This is a genomic window from Burkholderia sp. RS01, from assembly GCF_039748055.1.
Taxonomy (GTDB): domain Bacteria; phylum Actinomycetota; class Actinomycetes; order Actinomycetales; family Micrococcaceae; genus Arthrobacter.
On the sequence record NZ_JBDLAK010000001.1, the window covers coordinates 157468 to 179248 of the forward strand.

Annotated in this window: 18 protein-coding genes; 6 read left to right on the top strand and 12 right to left on the bottom strand. The window is 68.2% G+C overall.

Annotated features, from left to right (window positions below; translation table 11 throughout):
* The first annotated feature begins 298 nt into the window (after window positions 1-298).
* Both ABFP37_RS00735 and sufU read left to right on the top strand, forming a co-directional pair.
* Window positions 299-1624: a SufS family cysteine desulfurase gene (locus ABFP37_RS00735; protein WP_347032444.1), complete on the top strand. Its 1326-nt coding sequence runs from the start codon at window positions 299-301 to the stop codon at window positions 1622-1624.
* A 31-nt stretch (window positions 1625-1655) separates the two neighbouring features.
* Window positions 1656-2105, top strand: a complete 450-nt coding sequence (sufU, locus tag ABFP37_RS00740; protein ID WP_078030074.1) for a Fe-S cluster assembly sulfur transfer protein SufU — start codon at window positions 1656-1658, stop codon at window positions 2103-2105.
* A 23-nt stretch (window positions 2106-2128) separates the two neighbouring features.
* Here sufU and nhaA read toward each other — a convergent pair whose 3' ends face one another.
* The 4 genes from nhaA to ABFP37_RS00760 all read right to left on the bottom strand — a co-directional run bounded on the left by nhaA (window position 2129) and on the right by ABFP37_RS00760 (window position 5923).
* Window positions 2129-3475 carry a Na+/H+ antiporter NhaA gene (gene nhaA / locus ABFP37_RS00745; protein ID WP_347032445.1) on the bottom strand — a complete coding sequence of 449 codons (1347 nt, stop codon included), beginning with the start codon at window positions 3473-3475 and terminating at the stop codon, window positions 2129-2131.
* Between the two features lie 144 nt (window positions 3476-3619).
* A complete protein-coding gene (locus ABFP37_RS00750; protein ID WP_078030072.1) occupies window positions 3620-3841 on the bottom strand; it encodes a hypothetical protein in 222 nt (73 codons plus the stop codon).
* A gap of 4 nt (window positions 3842-3845) precedes the next feature.
* Complete coding sequence (locus tag ABFP37_RS00755; protein WP_078030071.1) at window positions 3846-4343, bottom strand: DUF2505 domain-containing protein; 498 nt, start codon at window positions 4341-4343, stop codon at window positions 3846-3848.
* A 47-nt stretch (window positions 4344-4390) separates the two neighbouring features.
* A complete protein-coding gene (locus ABFP37_RS00760; RefSeq protein ID WP_347032446.1) occupies window positions 4391-5923 on the bottom strand; it encodes an SDR family oxidoreductase in 1533 nt (510 codons plus the stop codon).
* Between the two features lie 194 nt (window positions 5924-6117).
* Between ABFP37_RS00760 and mfd the strand changes: the two genes are divergently transcribed.
* Together mfd and ABFP37_RS00770 are read left to right on the top strand one after the other, a co-directional pair.
* On the top strand, window positions 6118-9756 hold the full coding sequence (gene mfd, locus ABFP37_RS00765) for a transcription-repair coupling factor (RefSeq protein WP_078030069.1): 3639 nt from the start codon (window positions 6118-6120) through the stop codon (window positions 9754-9756).
* A gap of 3 nt (window positions 9757-9759) precedes the next feature.
* Window positions 9760-10584 carry a metal-dependent hydrolase gene (locus tag ABFP37_RS00770; protein ID WP_185982308.1) on the top strand — a complete coding sequence of 275 codons (825 nt, stop codon included), beginning with the start codon at window positions 9760-9762 and terminating at the stop codon, window positions 10582-10584.
* An 86-nt stretch (window positions 10585-10670) separates the two neighbouring features.
* On the opposite strand, the gene ABFP37_RS00775 is transcribed toward ABFP37_RS00770, so the two are convergent.
* From ABFP37_RS00775 to nirB, 6 genes are all read right to left on the bottom strand, one after another.
* Window positions 10671-10898 carry a hypothetical protein gene (locus tag ABFP37_RS00775; RefSeq protein WP_078030068.1) on the bottom strand — a complete coding sequence of 76 codons (228 nt, stop codon included), beginning with the start codon at window positions 10896-10898 and terminating at the stop codon, window positions 10671-10673.
* 49 nt (window positions 10899-10947) lie between these two features.
* On the bottom strand, window positions 10948-11691 hold the full coding sequence (gene deoC / locus ABFP37_RS00780; protein ID WP_347032447.1) for a deoxyribose-phosphate aldolase: 744 nt from the start codon (window positions 11689-11691) through the stop codon (window positions 10948-10950).
* Window positions 11692-11834: 143 nt separating this feature from the next.
* Complete coding sequence (locus ABFP37_RS00785) at window positions 11835-12719, bottom strand: FAD-dependent oxidoreductase (protein ID WP_078030067.1); 885 nt, start codon at window positions 12717-12719, stop codon at window positions 11835-11837.
* 238 nt (window positions 12720-12957) lie between these two features.
* Window positions 12958-14178 (bottom strand): uroporphyrinogen-III synthase, encoded by a 1221-nt coding sequence (locus ABFP37_RS00790; protein WP_078030201.1) that lies wholly within the window; start codon window positions 14176-14178, stop codon window positions 12958-12960.
* A gap of 5 nt (window positions 14179-14183) precedes the next feature.
* Window positions 14184-15218 (bottom strand): uroporphyrinogen-III C-methyltransferase, encoded by a 1035-nt coding sequence (gene cobA, locus ABFP37_RS00795; protein WP_078030066.1) that lies wholly within the window; start codon window positions 15216-15218, stop codon window positions 14184-14186.
* Window positions 15219-15220: 2 nt separating this feature from the next.
* Window positions 15221-17851: a nitrite reductase large subunit NirB gene (gene nirB / locus ABFP37_RS00800; RefSeq protein WP_078030065.1), complete on the bottom strand. Its 2631-nt coding sequence runs from the start codon at window positions 17849-17851 to the stop codon at window positions 15221-15223.
* A gap of 292 nt (window positions 17852-18143) precedes the next feature.
* Here nirB and nirD point away from each other — a divergent pair, with 292 nt between their 5' ends.
* A complete protein-coding gene (gene nirD, locus ABFP37_RS00805; protein WP_078030064.1) occupies window positions 18144-18509 on the top strand; it encodes a nitrite reductase small subunit NirD in 366 nt (121 codons plus the stop codon).
* Between the two features lie 11 nt (window positions 18510-18520).
* On the opposite strand, the gene ABFP37_RS00810 is transcribed toward nirD, so the two are convergent.
* Window positions 18521-20260, bottom strand: coding sequence for a phospho-sugar mutase (locus ABFP37_RS00810; RefSeq protein WP_347032448.1), 1740 nt, complete (start codon window positions 20258-20260; stop codon window positions 18521-18523).
* A 142-nt stretch (window positions 20261-20402) separates the two neighbouring features.
* On the opposite strand from ABFP37_RS00810, the gene ABFP37_RS00815 reads away from it, so the two are divergent.
* Window positions 20403-20888 (top strand): Rrf2 family transcriptional regulator, encoded by a 486-nt coding sequence (locus ABFP37_RS00815; RefSeq protein ID WP_078030062.1) that lies wholly within the window; start codon window positions 20403-20405, stop codon window positions 20886-20888.
* On the opposite strand, the gene ABFP37_RS00820 is transcribed toward ABFP37_RS00815, so the two are convergent.
* The gene (locus tag ABFP37_RS00820) at window positions 20885-21703 is read right to left on the bottom strand and encodes a purine-nucleoside phosphorylase (protein ID WP_347032449.1); all 819 of its coding nucleotides are present in this window, start codon (window positions 21701-21703) and stop codon (window positions 20885-20887) included. The genes ABFP37_RS00815 and ABFP37_RS00820 overlap by 4 nt on opposite strands.
* Between the last annotated feature and the right edge of the window lie 78 nt (window positions 21704-21781).

The window sequence follows — 21781 nt, forward strand, 5'->3', positions numbered from 1 at the left end:
CGCGATTAACTGAGAGAGGCAGCAGAAGCGGTGTCCAGGTGCACCGCCTCAGCTGCCGCCAGGCAGTGCAGGTCTCGATCCGCATACTTCCGGCCACAGCGGCCCGGGTGAAGACGGGGCCGGCGACGTCAGAGCCTTCTGAGACCGAGGCTCTCCCCCCAGCCGTCGCCGGCCCTTATAACTGATAGGCGTGCCGGAGGATACCGGCACAGTCAGGGCGGCCTTTCCCGGGGAAGGGCCGCCTTTACTGTGCTGTGGGACAATTGAGACATACCTCAAGGCACCCCAAGGAGTCCCATTGGCCGTCGTATCAACGCCACCCACGCTCTCGCGTGCCCTCCCCGCCATGGACAACGCTGAGGTCTTGCGGATCCGGAACGACTTTCCCGTACTGGACCAGCTGGTCAATGGCCGTCTGCTGATCTACCTGGACTCCGGTGCCACGTCACAGAATCCCCTGAGCGTCATCGAGGCCGAACAGGAGTTCTACGAGCAGCGGAATGCCGCCGTGCACCGCGGCGCGCACCACCTCGCCGTTGAGGCCACGGAGGTGTTCGAAGACGCCCGGCAGACTGTTGCCGACTTCGTCGGGGCGCAGTTTGAGGAAATCGTCTGGACGTCCAACGCCACCGAGGGCCTGAACCTCATCAGCTATGCGCTCTCCAACGCCAGCCTGTGGGCGGCGCAGGGGCGCGGCGATGCGCGGCTGCGGGAACTGGCCCTTGGCCCGGGCGACGAGATCGTGGTCACCGAAATGGAGCACCACGCCAACCTGATTCCCTGGCAGGAACTGGCTTACCGGACCGGGGCCACGCTGCGGCACATCCCGATCGACGACTCAGGATCGCTGCGCCTGGACCAGGCCGCGGAAATCGTCGGGGAGCGCACCAGGCTGCTGGCCTTCACCCACGCGTCCAACGTGCTCGGCACGATCAATCCGGTCAGTGAACTCGTGGCCTTGGCCCGGCGCGCCGGTGCGCTGGCGGTGCTGGATGCGTGCCAGTCGGCACCGCATCTGTCCCTTGACGTCAAGGAGCTGGACGTCGACTTTGCCGTATTTTCGGGCCATAAGATGCTCGGCCCCACCGGCATCGGCGTGCTGTACGGCAAGCAGGAGCTCCTGGACGTGCTGCCTCCCTATCAGACCGGAGGCTCCATGATCACCACCGTGACCATGGAACGGGCCGAATACCTTCCCTCGCCGCAGCGGTTCGAGGCCGGGACGCAGAAAATCTCCCAGGCCGTGGCCCTCGCCGCAGCGGTCAATTACCTGACGGAGACCGGGATCGACCGCGTGCACCACTGGGAGTCCGAACTGGGCCAGCGCATGGTGGCCGGCCTCGAACGCATCGACGGTGTCCGCGTGCTCGGCCCGGCGTCCGGCCAGGACCGCATCGGCCTGGCGGCGTTCGACGTCGCCGGTGTCCACGCCCACGACGTCGGCCAGTTCCTGGACGCACGCGGAATCGCCGTCCGCGTGGGCCACCACTGCGCCCAGCCGCTGCACCGGCGCCTGGGCCTGACGGCCACCACACGGGCCAGCGCCTACTTGTACAACACCACCGACGACGTCGACGAATTCCTGGATGCAGTGTCCGGGGTCCGCGCCTACTTCCGGGCCTAGTGCCCGGCTACACGAAGACAGGTACCTGAGCATGAGCCTCGACCAGCTTTACCAGCAGATCATCCTGGACCATTCCAAGGCCAGGCATGGCAGCGGCCTGTCGGACACGCCGGCTCCCGAAGGCGCGTCCACCGGCCAGTCGCACCAGCTGAACCCCGTATGCGGCGACGAGGTCACCCTGCGTGTTGCCGTGGATCACGGAACCGTTGCCCAGCTGGCCTGGGACGGCGCCGGCTGCTCGATTTCCATGGCGTCCGCGTCCGTGCTGAGCGAGATGGCCGAAGGCATGTCCGTGGAGGAACTGCGCTCGGTGATCGGCAACTTCCGCGAGGTCCTGCGCTCGCGCGGGAAAGTCCATGCGGATCCCGAAGTACTCGGCGACGCCGCCGCCTTTGAGGGCGTCGCCCGCTATGCAGCGCGGGTGAAGTGCGCCATGATCTCCTGGGTTGCCGCGGAGGACGCCCTGAACCAGGCCGCGTAGCCCGCAGTTCAGCCGTTGGGCTGTCAGCCGGTCCGCTCGAAAACATCCGGCACGCCGTCGCCGTCGTCGTCCCGCTTTTCCTCAAGCTCCACCCGGCGGTAGTGCCGGTTTCGGGCCTTAAGCACGACGGCGGCAATCGCCGACGCCGTCAGCGAGCCGGCCAGGATGGCCACCTTCGCGTGATCATCGTGCACCGAGCCGGGCCCGAAGCTAAGTTCCGCGATCAGCAGGGACACCGTGAAGCCCACCCCCGCGAGCAGCGACAGGCCGGCAACGTCGATCCACTTCAGCCCGTCGTCGAGCTTTGCCCGGGTGGTCCTGGTAACGGCGTAGGTGGCACCGAAGACGCCGATGGCCTTGCCCGCGACCAGGGCAGCCACGATTCCCAACGCCACGGGGTCGGCCAGGGCGGAGGCGATCCCGGCGGCACCGCCGATCGCGACGCCGGCGGAGAAGAAGGCGAAGACGGGCACCGCGAGTCCGGCGGAGACCGGCCGCAGCACGTGTTCCAGGCGTTCGGCCATTCCCGCTGCGTGGCCGGCGCCATGGCCTCCGCCCGCGGCCCGCACCGCGTGGCGGTCCCGGCGTGACACGAGAACCGGGACGGTGAACCCGAGTAGGACACCGGCCACGGTGGCGTGGATCCCGGAGGCATGCACCAGGGCCCAGGTGGCTCCTGCCAGCGGCACCAGCAGGTACCCGCGGCTGATGCGTTTCTGCACCAGCAGGGCAAAGAGCGCCAGCGGGACCAAGGCGGCCAGCAGGAAAACCGGCTCGAGGCCCGAGGAGTAGAAGAACGCGATGATCCCGATGGCGATCAGGTCATCCACCACGGCCAGGGTCAGTAGGAAGGTCCTGAGCGCAGAGGGGAGGTGGGTATTGATGACGGCCAGCACGGCCAACGCGAACGCGATGTCAGTGGCCGTGGGGATCGCCCAGCCCCTGAGGGCCTCGGCACCCTGGCTCCAGGTGACGGCGGCGTAAATGAGGGCCGGCACGGCCACCCCGCCCGCTGCCGCGGTCACCGGAACGATCGCCCGGGACGGCCTGCGGAGTTCGCCGGAAACAAACTCGCGCTTGAGTTCCAGACCGGCAATGAAGAAGAAGATCGCGAGCAGGCCGTCCGAGGCCCAGTGGCCCACGCTCAGCCGGAGGTGCCAGGGATCGAAGCCCAGTTCCAGGTCCCGCAGGCCGAAGTAGGCGCCCGCCGCAGGGGAATTGGCCCAGATCAGGGCGGCGGCCGTGGCAACGAGGAGCAGAGCGCCGCCCACGGTCTCCAGCCGGAGGATGGCTGCTATCCGGAGGTATTCCTTGTAGGTGGAGCGGCTAAACACCGGGCGTGCGCGGGAAGGAAGGGGCGGTCTGGCCACTGGGGCTCCTTGCTCAGGGGGTCGGCAAACGTATTGCCGACCAGACTTCCCGGCGCACCTTTTCTGCCAGCTTAGCCGAGGGTGCCTGAGCGCGACAGCAGAACCCGCCACGGCCGGCTCGGGACCAGTCCCCGGCGGCGCCGCTCAGCCGAGCAGCGCCGCGATACCGATTCCGGCCGTGGCGGCACCCAGAACCATGGACACCGCCACGAGGACCACGTGGACCGTGAGGAACTTCGTGGCCTTGCCGGCGGTGTCCCGCGCCCGCGGGTCCTTCATCACCCGGCGCAGGAACTGGGGCCACACAACGAGCGACCAGAAGCCGGAGATGATCAGGATCCAGGCCAGCACGGCGGGGACGTCCATGGCCTTAGTGGCTTTCGAGCCAGGCCTGGGCCTGCTGCGACTGGATGTTCAGCGCCTTGCCCACCATGGGCTCGGCTGCTTCGGCAATCTTCCCGCCCAGGAACGGGACGGAGGAGGTGACGGTGCCCTCAAGCTCCACGCGGGTGCTGCCGCCGTCGGCCACGAGCCGCTGGACGGCAGTGACGTCGATCGGTGCCCCCGCGATCTTGAGGGAGATGCTGCTCTGGCGGGAGCCGTCGGCGGCCGGAGCGGCCCACTTCTCCACCTGCGTCACCTTGAGGGTTTCACCCACGAACTTGCGGGCGATTTCCGGCAGGCGGGTGGTGGGGAGGGTGCGGACCGAGGTGGTGCTGAAGGCTCCGGCAACGTCACCGTCCACGGTGAAGGACTCGAGGCTGCCGCCCACGAATTCGCTGGTGTGGCGCTGGAAGTCCTCGTTGGCGAACACCTCAGCGACCTTGTCGACGCCGTGGGGAAGGGTAGTGGATGCACTCAGTGCCATGGATCCTCCATTGTTGTGGGGTCAGAACGCTTTTTGCTCCCAACATCCTACGGGGTTGCCTGCGTCTCCTTGTCACCGGGCTTCCTGTTCCCGGACTTTTCAGCGCCGGCGATCTTCCGCGCCGCGGCGGTGATGTTGCGTGACATGGCCGGAAAGATCAGGCTGTGGAACGGTAGGACGGCCAGCCAGTAGAGCCGGCCGCTGAGCCCTTTGGGGAAGAAGATGGCCCGCTGGCGGTACCGGCTGCCGGCCCCGTCGGGCTCCACGGACAGCTCAAGCCAGGCGCGTCCCGGCGCGCGCATCTCGGCCCGCAGGCGGAGCAGCCTGCCGCGTTCGATCCGCTCCACGCGCCACCAGTCCACCACTTCGCCGGCAACAAGGTGGTGCGGGTGCCGCCGTCCCCTGGTCAGGCCGGCGCCTCCTGAGAGCTTGTCCAGCCAGCCGCGGACACTCCATGCGAGCGGCAGGGAATACCAGCCGTTCTTGCCGCCGATGCCCTCAATGATGGTCCACACCTGCGCGGGGTCCACGTCGCCGTAGAAGGTCCGCTCATCCACGTAGACCTTGTGCCCTGCCCACTGCGGGTCGCTGGGCAGCGGATCGGCGTCGGCGCCGGCGTTGGCCCACGTGGTTTCCACCTGCCCGTCGCGTTCCTTGCCCAGCGCCAAGGCGACGGCCGTGCGGTAGCCGGTCAGGCCGCCGTCGGGCTGTTTGATGTAGTCGTCGATGTCATGTTCGGCGGAGACGGCGTCGTGCTGCAGGGACTGCACCAGCGGCACGGACATGGACAGCGGAATCGGGGTCACGAGTGCCACCCAAAGGCCCGCGAGCCTGGGCGCCGGGATAGGCAGCGCCAGGACCACGCGCCGCGGCAGGCCGGCCTCGGCGCCGTACTCCTGCATCATTCCGGCGTAGCTCAGGACGTCCCGGGAACCGATGTCGAAGGTCCGGTTGAGGCGTTCCTGCAGTGATGCGGCGCCCACCAGGTAATGCAGCACGTCCCGGACGGCGATGGCCTCGACCCGGTTCCGCACCCAGCTGGGGGCCGGCATGAGGGGCAGTGTTTCGGCGAGGTGCCTGATCATTTCGAACGAGGCCGAGCCGGAGCCGATCACCACGCCGGCCTGGAACACCACGGCGTCCACGGGGCCGGACAGGAAGACCTTGCCCACGGCTTCGCGGGAGCGCATGTGCGTCGACAGTTCGGTGTTGCGGGGGTGCAGGCCGCCGAGGTAGACGATCCGGTGCACGTCGGCCGCGGCCGCGGCGTTCGCCACGAGTTCCGCCATGGATTTTTCCTTGGCCTCGAAGCCGGACCCCGCAGCCATGGAGTGGACCAGGTAGTACAGGACGTCGACGCCCTTCAGGGCATCCTGCAGGGCACCGGTGTCGTCGAGGCTGCTGCGCACCACCTCAACGTCGCCGAACCAGGGCACACCGGCGATTTTCTCCGGGGACCGGACCAGCACCTTCACGCGATGCCCGGCCTCGAGCAGCCGCGGGACCAGCCGCCCGCCGATGTAGCCGGTGGCGCCCGTGACCAGCACAGTCCTGCGGTCATTTCCGGGGTGGTCGCTCATGGGAGTCTCCTTAGGATGGCTGCGGTGCTGGGTCCAGGCTCAGTTGCCAAGCAAGCTTAGCAACTGGCCCTTCGGGGCGGGCCCGGATGCCGCCCCGCGGCGGCGGGGGTAGGCTGGGACCACCCGGCATTCTCGCGAATTTCGGGTTTTCGTGTTGCCTGCGTTCGAAGTGAAAACCACAGGAGATCCTTGCCATGAGCCCCACCGGCCCGTCCCTCACCGGCCTGCGCCGCGTCCTCGCCGCAGACAAGACCTTCGCCCGCGTTCAGGCCGAGGCAGCCAGGAGCTTCGGCGTCCGCAGCGAGGACTACCAGATCAGCGCCCCCGCGGGTCTGCGCGCGGTGTTGCTGGCGGAAATGGCGGACGGACTCGCACAGGATCAGGGCGGGGATGCCGCATCCGCCGTGGTCCTGGCGGTCACCGCCACGGGCCGCGAGGCGGAGGACCTGACGGCGGCCCTCCGGGCCTACCTGCCGGCCGACTCGGTGGTGGAGTTCCCCAGCTGGGAAACGCTCCCGCACGAGCGGTTGTCGCCGCGCTCGGACACCGTGGGACGCCGGCTTTCGGTGCTGCGCCGGCTGGCGCACCCGGAAAGCTCGACGGCGGGACCCCTGCGTGTGGTGGTGGCTCCCGTTCGCGCCGTGGTCCAGCCGATTGTGGCCGGGCTGGGGGAACTGGTGCCCGTGACCCTGAAGGTTGGCCAGGAGGCCCCCTTCAGCAGTGTTGTGAAGAGCCTCGCCGACGCCGCCTACGCTCGGGTGGACATGGTGACCCGCCGCGGCGAGTTCGCCGTCCGTGGCGGCATGCTGGACGTCTTCCCGCCCACCGAGGACCACCCCATCCGGGTGGAATTCTTCGGCGACGAGGTGGACCAGATGCGCTGGTTCGCCGTCGCCGACCAGCGCTCGCTGACCTCGCCCGGCCTGCACCACCCCACCGAACTCCACGCCCCGCCGTGCCGCGAAATCCTGATCACGCCGTCCGTCATGTCCCGCGCCGCGACGCTGAAATCCCAGCTCCCCGCCGCCGCGGACATGCTGGAGAAGATCGCCGGCGGCATCGCCGTGGAAGGCATGGAATCCCTGGCCCCCGTACTTGTGGACGCCATGGTTCCGTTCATGGAACAGCTCCCCGCCGGGTCCATTTCGGTGGTGGTCGAACCGGAGAAGGTCCGCACCCGCGCGCACGACCTCGCGGCCACCAATGAGGAGTTCCTGGAGGCGGCGTGGTCCACGGCGTCCGACGGCGGAACCGCGCCGCTGGATCTGAGTTCCCAGGCGTCCGCAGCCCTGCACTCCGCCAGCTTCCGCTCGCTGACCGAGACCCGTTCCGCGGCCTTGGGCCATGACGTGTCCTGGTGGTCCATCACCTCGCTGGCCACTGACGAGGAACTCACCCCGGACATCAACGTGCTCAACCTCCACGCCCGCGAACCCCGGGGGTACCAGGGCGACGTCGCCGAAATGATGGAATTCATCGGCTCCCACGTGCGGGACCAGTGGCGCATCGTGGTGGCCACCGAAGGGCCCGGACCGGCTCAGCGCCTGGCTGAGCTGTTCCACGACGCCGACATCCCGTGCGCACGGGTGGAGTCCCTGGACCACGAACCCCAGGCGGGGATCATCGAGGTGACCACGGCCGCCGTCGGACGCGGTTTTGTCCTGGACGGGCTGAAAACCGGGCTGCTGACGGAAGCCGACCTGCTGGGACGCACATCGGCCGGCTCCACGAAGGACATGCGCCGCATGCCGTCCAAGCGGCGGAACGCCGTGGACCCGCTGCAGCTGCTGGCAGGGGACCACGTGGTCCACGAACAGCACGGCATCGGCCGGTTCATCGAACTCATCCAGCGGAAGGTCGCCGGCGGCGGCGACGGCGTCCGCGAGTACCTGGTGCTGGAGTACGCGCCCTCCAAACGCGGGGCGCCGGGCGACAGGCTCTTCGTCCCCACCGACCAGCTGGACCAGGTGACCCGCTACGTGGGCGGCGACACTCCCGTGCTCAGCAAGATGGGAGGCTCCGACTGGGCCAGCACCAAGTCCAAGGCGCGCAAGGCTGTCAAGGAAATCGCTGGCGAGCTCATCCGGCTCTATTCGGCCAGGATGGCGTCCCGCGGCCATGCGTTCGGCCCGGACACTCCCTGGCAGCGCGAGCTCGAGGAGGCGTTCCCCTACGTGGAGACGCCGGACCAGCTCACCACCATCAACGAGGTCAAGGCTGACATGGAACGCGAGATCCCCATGGACCGCCTCGTGTCCGGCGATGTGGGCTACGGCAAGACCGAAATTGCCGTCCGCGCCGCGTTCAAGGCAGTGCAGGACGGCAAGCAGGTGGCCGTGCTGGTGCCCACCACCCTGCTCGCGCAGCAGCACTACGAGACGTTCACCGAGCGGTTCTCCGGGTTCCCGCTGAAGGTGAAGCCGCTGTCCCGGTTCCAGGGGTCGAAGGAGGCGAAGGAAACCGCGGAGGGCGTCAAGAACGGGACCGTGGACGTGGTGATCGGCACGCACCGGCTGCTCTCTAAAGATTTCGCCTTCAAGGACCTGGGCCTGGTGATCGTGGACGAGGAACAGCGTTTCGGCGTGGAGCACAAGGAAGCGCTGAAGAAGATGCGCACCAACGTGGACGTGCTGGCCATGAGCGCCACCCCCATCCCGCGCACCCTGGAAATGTCCCTGACGGGCATCCGCGAAACCTCCACCCTGGCCACGCCGCCCGAGGAACGGCATCCGGTGCTGACCTACGTGGGGCCCTATACGGACAAGCAGACCTCCGCCGCGGTCCGGCGCGAGCTCATGCGCGAAGGCCAGGTCTTCTTCGTGCACAACCGCGTCTCCACGATTGAACGGACCGCCGCCAAGATCCGCGAGCTGGTGCCGGAGGCCAGGGTGGAAGTGGCGCACGGGCAGATGTCGGAGAGCCGGCTGGAGCAGATCATCGTGGACTTCTGGGAGAAGCGCTTCGACGTGCTGGTCTGCACCACCATCATCGAAACCGGGCTGGATATTTCCAACGCCAACACGCTGATTGTGGACGGCGCGGACAAATACGGCCTTTCACAGCTCCACCAGCTCCGCGGCCGCGTGGGCCGCGGACGCGAGCGGGCCTACGCCTATTTCCTGTACCCCTCGGAGAAACCGCTGGGCGAGGTGGCGCTCGAACGCCTGAAGGCGGTGGCCACCCACAACGAGCTCGGCGCCGGCATGCAGCTGGCCATGAAGGACCTCGAAATCCGCGGCGCCGGCAACCTGCTCGGCGGTGAGCAGTCCGGCCACATCCAGGGGGTGGGCTTCGACCTCTACATCCGCCTTGTGGGCGAGGCCGTGGCGGACTACCGCGGCGAGGCCGAGGAAAAGGCCGCCGACATGAAGATCGAGCTTCCGGTCAACGCGCATCTGCCGCACGACTACGTTCCGGGCGAACGCCTCCGCCTGGAGGCCTACCGCAAGCTGGCGGCGGCGCTCACGCACGAGGCGATCGAGGAGGTGCTCGCCGAGCTCGTGGACCGGTACGGCGAGCCGCCGCTGCCCGCGCAGAACCTCGTGGCAGTGGCACGCTTCCGGGTGGGTGCCCGGGAGGCCGGGCTGTCCGACGTCGCGCTGCAGGGCAACTTCATCAAGTTCTCGCCAGCGCAGCTTCCGGAGTCCAAGACCATGCGCCTGAACCGCATGTATCCGGGCGCTCAGTCGAAGCCGGCGCTGGACGCCGTGCTCATCCCCAAGCCCAAGACGGCGAAGATCGGCGGACGGGACCTCCAGGACGCCGAGATCCTGGAGTGGGCCAACGGCGTGATCCGCAACATCTTCTCCGACGCGCCGCTGACAGTGGGCTGAGCCATGATGGGAGGGCACCACGCCGCGTCAGGGGCTGCGGCGTGGGTAGCTGTTGCCTCGACGGGGCCGTACACCCTGGGATGGTATCCGCTGGATGCCACAGGGGTGCTGATCGGCGGAATGGCGACGGCGGGCACTGCCCTGGTCTGTGACTGGGACCACCGCTCCAGCACCGTCGCGCATTCGCTGCCGCCCCTCTCCAACGTGATTGCCGTGGGCATAGAGAACGCCAGCGGCGGCCACCGCCAGGGCACGCACTCCCTGCTCGGGGGCGCGTTTTTCGTGGTGCTGGCCGCGATGGCCGGCCAGATCCAGCTGCAGACGGACTGGGGGCTCCTCTCCGTGGGCGCCGGGCTGCTGTGCATGTTCATGATCAATATCGCAGCCAAGGCGCTGAAGCTGTTTCCGAAGTCGGGCTTCATCAGCAACTGGATCTTCGCGCTGACCATGGCCGGCCTGGTCACCTGGTTCGCGCCCGACCAATGGACCTGGCTGCCGGTGTCCATGCTGATCGGCGTCGTGGTCCACATTGTGGGCGACATGGTGACCACCGGGGGAGTACCCCTCCTGTGGCCGCTGGTGATCAGGCCGCCCAAGTTCCTGCGCCGGCTGCCGGTGCTGAGGACGTTCTGGCGGCCCAACGGCGCGCTGTCCATCCCGCTCCTGGGCCGGGCCGGCTCGCGGCGGGAATGGCTCGTGCTGATTCCGGTGAGCAGCTACGCCATGGTGGGCATGTGCATGGCGGCCTGGTCGCTGGCAGACGCCCATTTTCCTGCCGCGCTGGCGCTGGCCGCCCGGCTGGCCAACAGCCTGATGGGCCTGCTCTGAGGTGAAGCCGCGTTAAACAGCTGAAGCTCCGGACGGGTCCGGAGCTTCAGCTGCTCTTACGTTTGGATGCTGACTGCGGCAGCGGGTCAGTACTCGCCGGCGGAATCCGAGCGGCCCAGGATGGTCTGCGGGATCCAGAACGCGAGGGCGAACAGGCCCAGGCACACAGCCATCGGCCAGGGGTTGTCCAGGGTCAGGAAGGACAGCGAGTAGATGGCGCCCAGGAACAGGGCCATCATCACTGCGAACAGAACAATGCTGGTGACCAGGCTGTTCTCGTTCTGGGGTGTCTGCGTGTCGGTCTTGCTGGACATTCGTTCCTCCTCGGCCCCGCGGGGCTCAAACTGTGGCGGCTTCGGCGGATCAGTAGCCGGACGAACCCTGTTCGCCCTTGACGATCGCAATTCCGGAGCTGGCACCAATACGTGTTGCACCTGCTGCAATCATAGCCTGTGCGTCCGCCAGGGAACGCACCCCGCCGGAGGCTTTGACGCCCAGGTCGGGACCCACGGCGCGCCGCATGAGGGCGATGTCGTCGGCGGTGGCGCCGCCGCCGTTGAAGCCCGTTGACGTCTTGACGAAGTCGGCCCCGGCCTCCACGGCTGCCTCGCAGGCGAGCACCTTCTGGGCGTCGTTCAGCAGGGCGGTCTCGATGATGACCTTCAGGATTGCCTCGCCGGTGTGGACGGCCTCTGCGACCGCCTTGATGTCGTCCACCAGGGCGCCTTTGTCGGAGGCGCGGGCCGCGGCGATGTTGATGACCATGTCCACCTCGTCCGCCCCGTCGAGCACAGCGCCGCGGGCTTCGAAGGCCTTGACGTCGCTGGGGGTGGCGCCGAGCGGGAAGCCGACCACCGAGCATGTCAGCACGCCCGAGCCCTTGAGGGCTTTCTTCACAGTCTTGACCCAGACGGGATTCACGCAGACCGACTTGAACTTGTATTCGGCGGCTTCGGCGCAGACTTCGAGGATTTCCGCCTCGCTCGCCTCCGGCTTGAGCAGCGTGTGGTCGATGAAGGATGCGATATTGGACGCCTGGGCACCGGTAGCGGGGGTCCCTGTGGGGCTTGTCGCGGTGCCCGATCCGGGGCTGGCTTCGTTGCTCATGCTGGTCCTTTCCGTTGGCCTCGTGGGCCGCAGATGCCGCGGTGGTCGCGGTCCTTGCGTGACCATCTTGCCACAGCCTTGCCACAGCGCCGGTGCCCGGCGCCGCAGCGCCAGGCCGCCCACCGTCGCGCCCGCCATCGAGGTCAGGCGGCCGCGGCCAGCCTCCCTGCGGGGACCGCCGCCATGAGCTGCGCGGCGCAGACGCCGGCCGCGGAACCGGAAGCCACCAGCAGCCCCAGCCGCACGCCGTCGAACGACGCCGCATCACCGATTGCCCAGATGCCAGGCACGGAGGAACGGAAGTCGCGGCCGACCACCACGCCGCCGGACTCGGCAGTCTTGACGCCTGCGCCGGCGGCGAGGCTGTCCCGCGGAACCCTGTCCTCCGCCATGACCACGAGGTCGCCGTTCATCCGGCTGCCGTCCTCGAAGACGATGCCTGCGGCCGGCAGCACTGAGCCGGCCAGGGTGGGCACCACAGCTGCGGGACGGGCGGTGGTGCGCACGGGACGGACGCCCCGGGCCCGCAGCACGGCCTCAGCCTGGCCGGCGGCGGGGCCTGTGCCAACGAGGATTCCCAGGGGCCGCCGTCCGAGGACCCGCGTGACTTCCTTGACGGCGTCGCCGATCCTCGCGGCGTCATCAATCGTGGAGTAGCTGAGGCAGCGGCTGGAGCCGTCAACGGGGGAATGCACAGGGGCGGAACCCGTCGCGATGACCAGCTGGTCGTAGCTGAACTCCATGCCGTCGGCAGTGGTCACCACGCGGGCGGCGGCGTCGATGTGGCTGGCAGGCTGGCCGAAACGCACGGAGACAAACGGCAGCGCGGCGAGTTCGAGCAGCTCCGCCGGGGCGTCGTCCCGGCTGCTCAGGACCGTGACCGTTCCGGCGAACCGTGAGGCGGCGAGCTGGCTAACCAGGGCCTGGGCGGCGGGGCCCGCCCCGGCGATGAGGATTTTCGGGGCTGCCTCCGGTGCCGGATCGGAGGTGCGTGCGGTGGCGACGGGGAACTGTGCCGGAGCGGACATGTGCGGGCCCTTTCAAAATGCTGCACCAAGCGGGCCGGATCTCGAGCCCTGTTGTGCTGATGGGACCACTGTAGGCGGGCGGCTTTTCGCGCTTGTTTCCCGTCTGTTGCGGAATTGTCCCTGCCTGTTCGCCAGTTTTTACCCGCCGGTAATACAACCAACGCGGGGTCACTTCGCGCCCATTCGAGTGTGTGGAATGGGCGCGAAGTGACCCCGCGTTGCAGAGGCTGTCCGTGGACTAGACGCGGATCCTGTAACCGCGCTTGACCACTGTCTCCACGAGGCTCCCGTCCGGCAGCGACGACCGCAGCCGGCTCACTGTCATGTCCAGCGCGTGCACGGAGCCGCGCAGTTCGAGGAGTTCGGAGAGCGACTCCCGGGAGAGCACCGCCCCGCCGGCGCCCAGGAGCGCGCGAAGCAGCAGCAGGGGCGCCGGGGCCATTTCCACCAGCTCGCCGTTGATCCGCAGCGAGCGGCCACGCAGCTCCACGCTGCCGGAGCGGGTGTCCAGGCGGCGGACGTGGTTAAGGGCGAGGTGTTCGCACACGAGCCGGATCAGCGCGCCCATCCGGAAACGCTCCGGAACCAGGGGATGGATACCGGCGTCCAGCAGCGGCTGTGCGGTCACCGGGCCCACGACGGCGGTGGTGACGGTGGTCTGCAGGCACTCCACGAGTTGCTTGTACAGTCCCATTTCGTGGGCAGTGCTCCACATGGCGTCCACTGCGGGGGCGCTCGTGAACGTCAGGACGTCCAGGTTGCCGCTGCAGGCGGCCTCGATCAGCCGCGGGAGGCGATCGGCGCCGTCGGGCTTCACCCAGCGGTACGGGGTGACCGTCAGGACGGTGGCGCCGGACATCCGGAGCCGCTCGAGCTGGCGGACGTCCGTGTAGCCGTGCAGCTGCACCGCCACGGTCTTGCCGCGGACTCCCTCGGTCAGCAGCATGTCCACCAGCGTCGCGGTGGTTTCGTCGCTGCTGATCCCGACGTCGGCAAGGCCGGCCGCACGGACGGCGCCGCGGGCTTTGGGCCCGCGGACGAACATCCGGCAGGCAGCCAGGGTTTCCAGCAGCTCCTCGCCGATGCCGGAGGCGTCCGCCGCCTCGCACCAGCGGCGCATGCCGTACGCCGTGGTGGCGATGCACAGATCGGGCTTCGCGGCGATGATGGCCTTGGTGTCCTCGATGAGGCTGATGTCCTCGTTCACCGGCGCGATCTTGAGCGCCGGAGCGTGCAGCACCTCAGCGCCGCGGCGCTCCAGAGCCTCGATGAGGTCGCGGGAACGGCGGTGCGAAGTGACGCCGATCCGGAATCCTTCCAGGGGCGCCTCGGCAACTTCCGGGGCCGCCGCCTCCTGCGGCTCCGAGCCGGCGGTGCCGGGCGCGGCGGATGATGAAGCGGAGGACCCTGCTCGTGCAGTGGGTCCCGTAGCGGGGGCCAGGGCGTTCAACGGACTCATATCGATCACGAACCCAGCAGCGAGGCAGCCAGGCGGTCAAGATCCGCGGCAGCCTCGGCATGCCCGCGGTTGGCCTCAGCCACGCGCACCACCTCGCCGATCACCAGGACGGCAGGGTTGCTGCAGCCGGCGGCGGCGCTGGCAATGGTGCCCAGCTCCGCGATGGTGGTCCGCTGCCCGGGCCGGTAGCCCCGCTCGACGACGGCCATGGGCATGTCGGCGCGCATGCCGGCCCGGCGCAGGCCTGCGGCCAGGTGGTGCAGCGTGCCGATGCCCATCAGGACCACGATCGTGCCGCCCAGGCCGGCCAGGTGGGTGAGTTCCTTCTCAGTCAGCGGCGCGTGGCCGGACACCACGGTGAACATGTGGCTGACTTCCCTGTGCGTCACCGGGATTCCGGCCGCGGCCGGAACGGAGATGGCGCTCGTCACGCCGGAGACCACGCGGACGGGAACGCCGGCTGCAACGCAGGAGGCAACTTCCTCGCCGCCGCGGCCGAAGACGTAGGGGTCCCCGCCCTTGAGCCGGACCACGTTGTTTCCGGCGAGGGCGCTCTCCACCATGAGCTTCTCGATGTCGCCCTGGCTGACTTTGTGGTGCCCCGGGCGCTTGCCGACGTCCACGAGTTCGGCGGACGTCAGGGACGGCAGCTCCTGGTACGGCGCCAGGCGGTCGTAGAACACGACGTCGGCGTCCCGCAGGGCCTTGACTGCCGCCACGGTCAGCAGCTCGACCGTGCCCGGCCCGCCGCCGACGAGCGTGACGTGGCCGATAGGGCCGGCTGCAGGCTCGGCTGCGACCGGAATGCCGGTTGCGCGGCACCTGTCCAGCAGGGCCTCCCAGCCGGGCTGGCCGTCGTCGATCGCCGCGACGAGGAACGGGCGTTCGGGCAGCGGGCCGTCGTGGCCCGCTCCCTGCGGGGTGCTGAGGCGGAAGACGACGGCGCCGGCGGCCTCGTAGCGGCGGACGGCCTGGCGGGCTGCGTGGTCCGAGCCGGTGACCAGGACGTCGCGTCCGGTGAGATCAATGCTGAGCTGCATGCTTATACCTCGTTCTCATCGCGGGGCCTCATGGGGATGGAAGCCCCGATCAGGACCTTCCCCTTTTCTTCTGCCGTGGCCGGGCGCATCTGGCCGCGCTCGTCGGGGACGAAGGTGATGGACTCGTCCTTCTGGTCAGGAGCGTTGACGAAGGAGCGGAACCGGCGCAGGCGCTCGGGATCCTTCAGGGTATCGGCCCACTCGTCCTCGTAGGTGTCGACGTGCTTGGCCATGGCCGCCTCGAGTTCCTCGGCGATGCCCAGGGTGTCGCGCACCACCACGTCCTCGACGTGCTTGATGCCGCCGTCGAGCTCTTCCTGCCACCGGGCGGTGCGCTGCAGGCGGTCCGCGGTGCGGATGTAGTACATGAAGTAGCGGTCAATGTACTTGATCAGCGTCTCGTCGTCGAGGTCCTTGGCCAGCAGCTGGGCGTGGGCCGGGGTGGCACCGCCGTTGCCGCCGACGTACAGGTTCCAGCCGTCGGCGGTGGCGATCACGCCGACGTCCTTGCCGCGGGCCTCGGCGCATTCGCGGGCACAGCCGGAGACGCCCATCTTGAGCTTGTGCGGGCTGCGGAGGCCGCGGTAGCGCAGTTCCAGCTGGATGGCCATGGCCACCGAGTCCTGGACGCCGAAGCGGCACCAGGTGGAACCGACGCAGGACTTCACCGTGCGCAGGCTCTTGCCGTAGGCCTGGCCGGACTCGAAGCCGGCATCCACAAGTTCCTTCCAGATTTCCGGGAGCTCTTCCAGCCGGGCACCGAACATGTCGATCCGCTGGCCGCCGGTGATCTTGGTGTACAGGTTGTACTTCTCGGCCACGGCGGCGATGACGCCGAGCTTCTTGGGCGTGATTTCACCGCCGGCGATGCGGGGAACCACCGAGTAGGTGCCGTCCTTCTGCATGTTGGCCAGCGCGCGGTCGTTGGTGTCCTGCAGGGTTCCGCGGCCGGCGTCGAGGACGTAGGCGCTGTTCTGGCTGGCCAGGATGTTGGCGATGGTCGGCTTGCAGATATCGCAGCCTGCGCCGGTGCCGTACTTGGCCATGATCTCTTCGAAGGAGGTCAGTTCCAGGACGCGGATCGCGTCGAACAGTTCCTGGCGGGACAGCTCGATGTGTTCGCAGAGTGCCTTCGAAACTTCGACGCCGGACTTGGTCAGTTCGGTTTCCAGCAGCTTCTTCAGCATCGGCACGCAGGAACCGCAGCTGGTTCCGGCGCGGGTGCAGCCCTTCAGCTCGCCAAGTTCCTGGACGGGTGCGTTACCGTCGCAGGCGCCGCAGCCGTTGACGGTGTCGCGGATGGTTCCGGCGGACACGTTGTTGCAGGAACACAGGATCGCGTCGTCCGGGAGTTCGGTGTCCGGGGCGTCGCCGCCGCCGGCCGCGGTGAGGTAGGCGCCCGGTTCTGCCGCGAGCTCGCGGCCGAGGAGCGGGCGGAGGCTCGTGTACGGGGTGGCGTCGCCCACGAAGATGCCGCCCAGGAGGGTCTTGGCGTCGTCCGTGGTGACGATCTTCTGGTAGACGCCGCGGGCGGGGTCCGCGTAGACGATTTCGAGGGCGTGCTCGGTCCTGGCGAAGGCATCGCCGAAGCTGGCCACGTCCACGCCGGACAGCTTGAGCTTGGTGGCGGTGTCAAAGCCGGGGAAGGTTGCCTGGCCGCCGTGCAGGCGGTCGGCCACGATCTCGGCCATGGTGTTGGCCGGAGCAACGAGGCCCAGGCACATGCCGCCGAAGTTGGCCACTTCACCGATGGCCCAGATGCCGGGCACCTGCGTTGAGCAGTCGTCGCCGATGACCACGCCGCCGCGGGGGCCCAGATCGAACTGGGGTTCCTCGCCCTCGGCAGCGCGGAAGAGTTCGTCGCGGGGCTTGACGCCGATGGCGACCACCACGAGGTCGGCCGCGATGGTGCGGCCGTCGGCCATCAGCACGCCGGTGACCTGGCCGTCGTCGTCGGCGAGGATCTCGGAGGGGAACACGCCGCCGTGGACTTCGAAGCCCTTGGCCTCGATCAGCCGGCCCAGCGCCTGGCCGGCGCCTTCGTCGAGCTGGGTGTTCATGAGCCAGGGGGCGCCGTTGATAACGACGGGGGTCGCGCCGAGCTGTTCGGTGCCGGCTGCGGATTCAAGGCCCAGGAGGCCGCCACCGATAGTGACGGCGTTGACCTTGCGGCCGAGCTTCTCGGTGAGCTCTGCGATCGACTTGTTGATCGCCCAGACGTCTTCGAGCGTGCGGTAAACGTGCACGTGCTCGGCGCCGGGGATCGGGAGCCTCGCTGCATCCGAACCGGTGGCAACCACCAGTTCGTCGTATTCGTACGTGCTGCCGGCCGCGGTTTCAACGGTCTTGCCCGCGGTGTCGATCCTCACCACGCGCTCGCCGGTCTTCAAGTCGAGTGCGTCGTGCTCCCACATGGATGCAGCTCCAAGCGTGAGGTCAACGCTGCTGTCCGTGAGGGCCTTGCTCAAGGCAACGCGGTCATAGGGCAGGTGCGCTTCTTCCGTGAGAACAGTTACCTGCCAGCCTTCGAGGCCACGGGCATGCATGGCATCCGCAAAACGGTGGGCTGCGGGGCCGCCGCCGGCGACCACGATGCGGCGTGGTGTCTCTGTGCTTGAAGTCTGTTCGGTCACTGTGGGCCTTTCGCTGGGCCGCAGACGGTGCTCTGCAGCTTGTCCATTCAGACTAGGCAAAGGGAATTTCGCTTCAGTTTCCCTTATGTTTCGTGAACTTAACTTCTGCATCACAAACACATTTCCGGACAGGTGAGGTGTCTTTTACGTTCCGGACACATTGACTGCACGCCTCGGAAACACCCGCCGCCTAGCTTGGATATACGGCCGCACTGGCGGCTGATGCAGGCGGAAATACGCCTCGCAGGAACCGGCCCACTGCCGGGAAGCAGGCAAAGGGAGAGGAGCCGACATGACGGCAACACTGGAACTTGAGGATCTGGCCACCGGGTACGCCACTGGCTGGCACCAGGTCTGCGCCGTGGAGGATCTGGAGATCGCCTGGGGCGAAGCGGCACTCATTGCCGGCCTTCAGGTGGCGCTTTTCCGCACCGCGCCCGGTGAGGTTTTTGCCGTGGCACAGGAGGACCCGGCCACCGGCTCCTTCGTCATGGCACGCGGCATACTCGGGTCACGCGGCACGCGTCCCACCATCGCATCGCCCTTGCACAAGGAGGTCTACGACCTCGAGACCGGAGAGTGCTTCGGCAACCCCGAACTGCGTCTGGCCACGTTCAGCACGCGCATCGCCGACGGCGTCCTCGAGGTTGAACTGTAGGACTGCCCTGATTACAGGCCCAGGGCCTCGCGGACGTCGCCCAGCACCTGGTCCAGGGCCGTCCGCGCGGCCAGCCGGGCCTCGGGCAGTTCGGCGGCCGATCCTACGCTGCGGATAACCTCCAGGTAGCACTTGAGCTTCGGCTCGGTGCCGCTGGGACGGATGATCACCCGGCTCAGATCGCGGGTCAGGTAGAGCAGGCCGTCGGTTGGCGGCAGCTGTTCGCTGCCCTCGGCCAGGTCAATGAACGTTTCGACGGCGGAACCGCCGAATGATTCGGGCGGACTCACGCGCAGCCGGTTCATCATGGCATCCAGCAGGCCCAGGTCTGCCACGCGGATGCTCAGCTGGTCGCTCGCGTGCAGGCCGTGGACCAGATACAGCTCGTCCAGGGTGTCGAAGATGGTTTTGCCGTCCGCCTTGGCCGCGGCGGCGAATTCCGCGATCAGCACGGCCGCGGAAATGCCGTCCTTGTCCCGGACCAGGTCCGGGGCCACGCAATAGCCCAGCGCCTCCTCGTAGCCGTACAGCAGGCCCGGGACCCGGGAAATCCACTTGAATCCGGTCAGGGTTTCCTCGTGCGCATACCCTGCCGCGGCTGCGATGCGTGAGAGCAGCCGCGAGGAAACGATCGAATTGGCGAATACGCCGTCGGGCCTTTCCTCGCCGTTTGCGGCCAGCCGCGCCACCACATGTGCCCCGAGCAGGGCGCCCACTTCATCGCCGCGGAGCATCCGCCACGCGCCCGTGTCCGGGTCCTTCGCGGCAACCGCGGCGCGGTCGGCGTCGGGGTCGTTGGCCAGGACGATGTCCGCGTCGGCCTGCATGGCGGCCCCGAGCGCGAGGTCCAGGGCCCCGGGCTCCTCGGGGTTGGGGAAACTGACGGTGGGGAAGTCCGGGTCCGGTTCGGCCTGTTCGCTGACAACCGTGACGTCGGTGAAGCCGGCAGCGCTGAGGACGGACACGGCGGTTTCGCCGCCCACGCCGTGCATCGGCGTCAGCACGATCTTGAGATCGCGGGCGGGGAAGAGTTCACGGTTGGCCAGGGCCGCCGTGGCCGACTCGTAGTCCCGGGCGATGCCGGCGCCCAGCACGGTCCACCCGCCGTCGGCCAGCTGTATGGAATCCACGGCGCCGACCTTGGCGATTTCCGCGGCGATGAGGGCATCGTACGGTGCCACGATCTGCGCACCGCGGCCGCTTTCCTCGACCGCGTGGCGGCCCAGGTACACCTTGTAGCCGTTGTCCTGCGGCGGGTTATGGCTGGCCGTGACCATCACGCCGCCGTCGCAATCCAGTGCCCGCACGGCGTACGCCAGCAACGGCGTGGGCAGCGCGCCCGGCATCAGGAACGTGTCGATTCCGGCTGCGGTGAAGATCGCCGCAGTCTCTTGGGCGAAGATGTCGGAGTTGTAGCGGGCGTCATAACCGACGACGGCGCGCGGCCGGGTTCCGCGGGAGGCCTGCGCCACCGCCCCGGCGAGGAAGCTCGCGAAGCCTGCCGCCGCGCGGCGGACCACCACCCGGTTCATCCGGTTGGGGCCGGGCCCGAGGGCCGCCCGGAGGCCTGCCGTGCCGAACTCCAGCGTTCCGTTGAAGCTGTCGGCCAGTTCCTGGCGCGCCGCCGGCGTGCCGGCTTCGGTGAGGTTGACCAGCTCGGTCAGCGTGGCGGCGGTCACGGGATCCGGATCCTGCGCAGCCCAGGCACGGGCGTCGTTGAGCAGCTGGGAATCGGCATCGGAAGACGTCATAGGAACCAAACTATCGTCAAAGCGGCGGGGACCGGTGCCGGACAAGCCTTCGGTCCGGTCACAACTTGGCTCGCTGCAGCTCCTCGACCGCAGGAATTGCCGTTCCTTGACAGTGAAAATTCAGGACACGTACTGTCTCGGAATGAAGATGAACCAGGGCGTGGAGTGGGCGCTGCACTGTTGCGTGAACATGGCCTGGTTGCCCGGCGATGAGCCAATCAGCAGTGCGCGGCTGGCGGAGCTGTACAAGCTGCCGCCGGCCTACCTGAACAAGCAGCTCCAGGCGCTGGTGCGGGCAGGGGTCCTGGTGTCGGTCTCCGGCCCCAAGGGCGGATTCCAGCTGGCGCGCCGGCCGGACAGGATCACCGTGCTGGACGTGGTGCTGGCCATCGAAGGCAGGGAGCTGGCCTTCCGCTGCGACGGCATCCTGAAGAACGGCCCCGGAGGGGAGATGGACGAGGACTACGCCCGGAGCTGCCTGATCTCCCAGTCCATGCGCCAGGCCGAGCTCGCCTGGCGGACCGAACTCGCCAGGCAGTCCGTGGCGGGCATCGCGCTGTCCATTGAGCGGCGGTTCCCTGAGGCGCGCCCCAACACCGTCGCCCACCTCCTGGGCAGGGTCAGTTAGAGCTTGGCGATGATTTCGGCCAGGAGCTTGGAGATCCGCGGTCCGGCGGCCTGGCCGGATTCGATCACTTCCTGATGGTTTAGCGGCGCGGGGCTGATGCCGGCGGCGAGGTTGGTGACCAGTGAAATGCCGAACACCTCCATGCCCGCGTGCCGCGCGGCGATGGCTTCCAGCGCCGTGGACATGCCGACGAGATCGGCGCCGATCCGCTTGGCGTACTGCACCTCAGCCGGGGTTTCGTAGTGGGGCCCGGTGAACTGCGCGTACACGCCCTCGTCCAGGGAAGGATCAACCTCACGGGCCAGGCCGCGGATCCGGGACGAGTAGAGATCCGTCAGATCCACGAAGGTTGCGCCCTCGAGCGGTGATGTTGCGGTGAGGTTGATGTGATCTTTGATGAGCACGGGGGTGCCCGGCGTCCAGTTTTCGTCGAGTCCGCCGCAACCGTTGGTGAGCACGAGGGTCTTGCAGCCGGCGGCGGCGGCCGTGCGCACGCCGTGGACGACCGCGCGGACGCCTTTGCCCTCGTAGTAGTGCGTACGGGCGCCGAGCACCAGCGCGCGCTTGCCTTCCCGCGTCAGGACCGAGCGGATGGTGCCCACGTGGCCCTCCACTGCCGGCGCGGAAAAGCCCGGCACCTCCGACGCCGTGAGGGTGGCGGTGGTCTCGCCGATGAGTTCCGCGGCCTCGCCCCAGCCGGAGCCCAAAATCAGGGCGATGTCGTGCGAGTCGACGCCGGTCTCTGCTGCGATGTAGTCGGCGGCGGTGCGGGCTGCTTCGAAGGGGTCAGTGTTCAGGAATTCTGTATTACTCACTGGTACAAGCTATCGTGCGGACGCCGGTGTGCACAGCGGAAAACACGGATCGAAGGCACGCCTGCCGGGCGCCGGAGC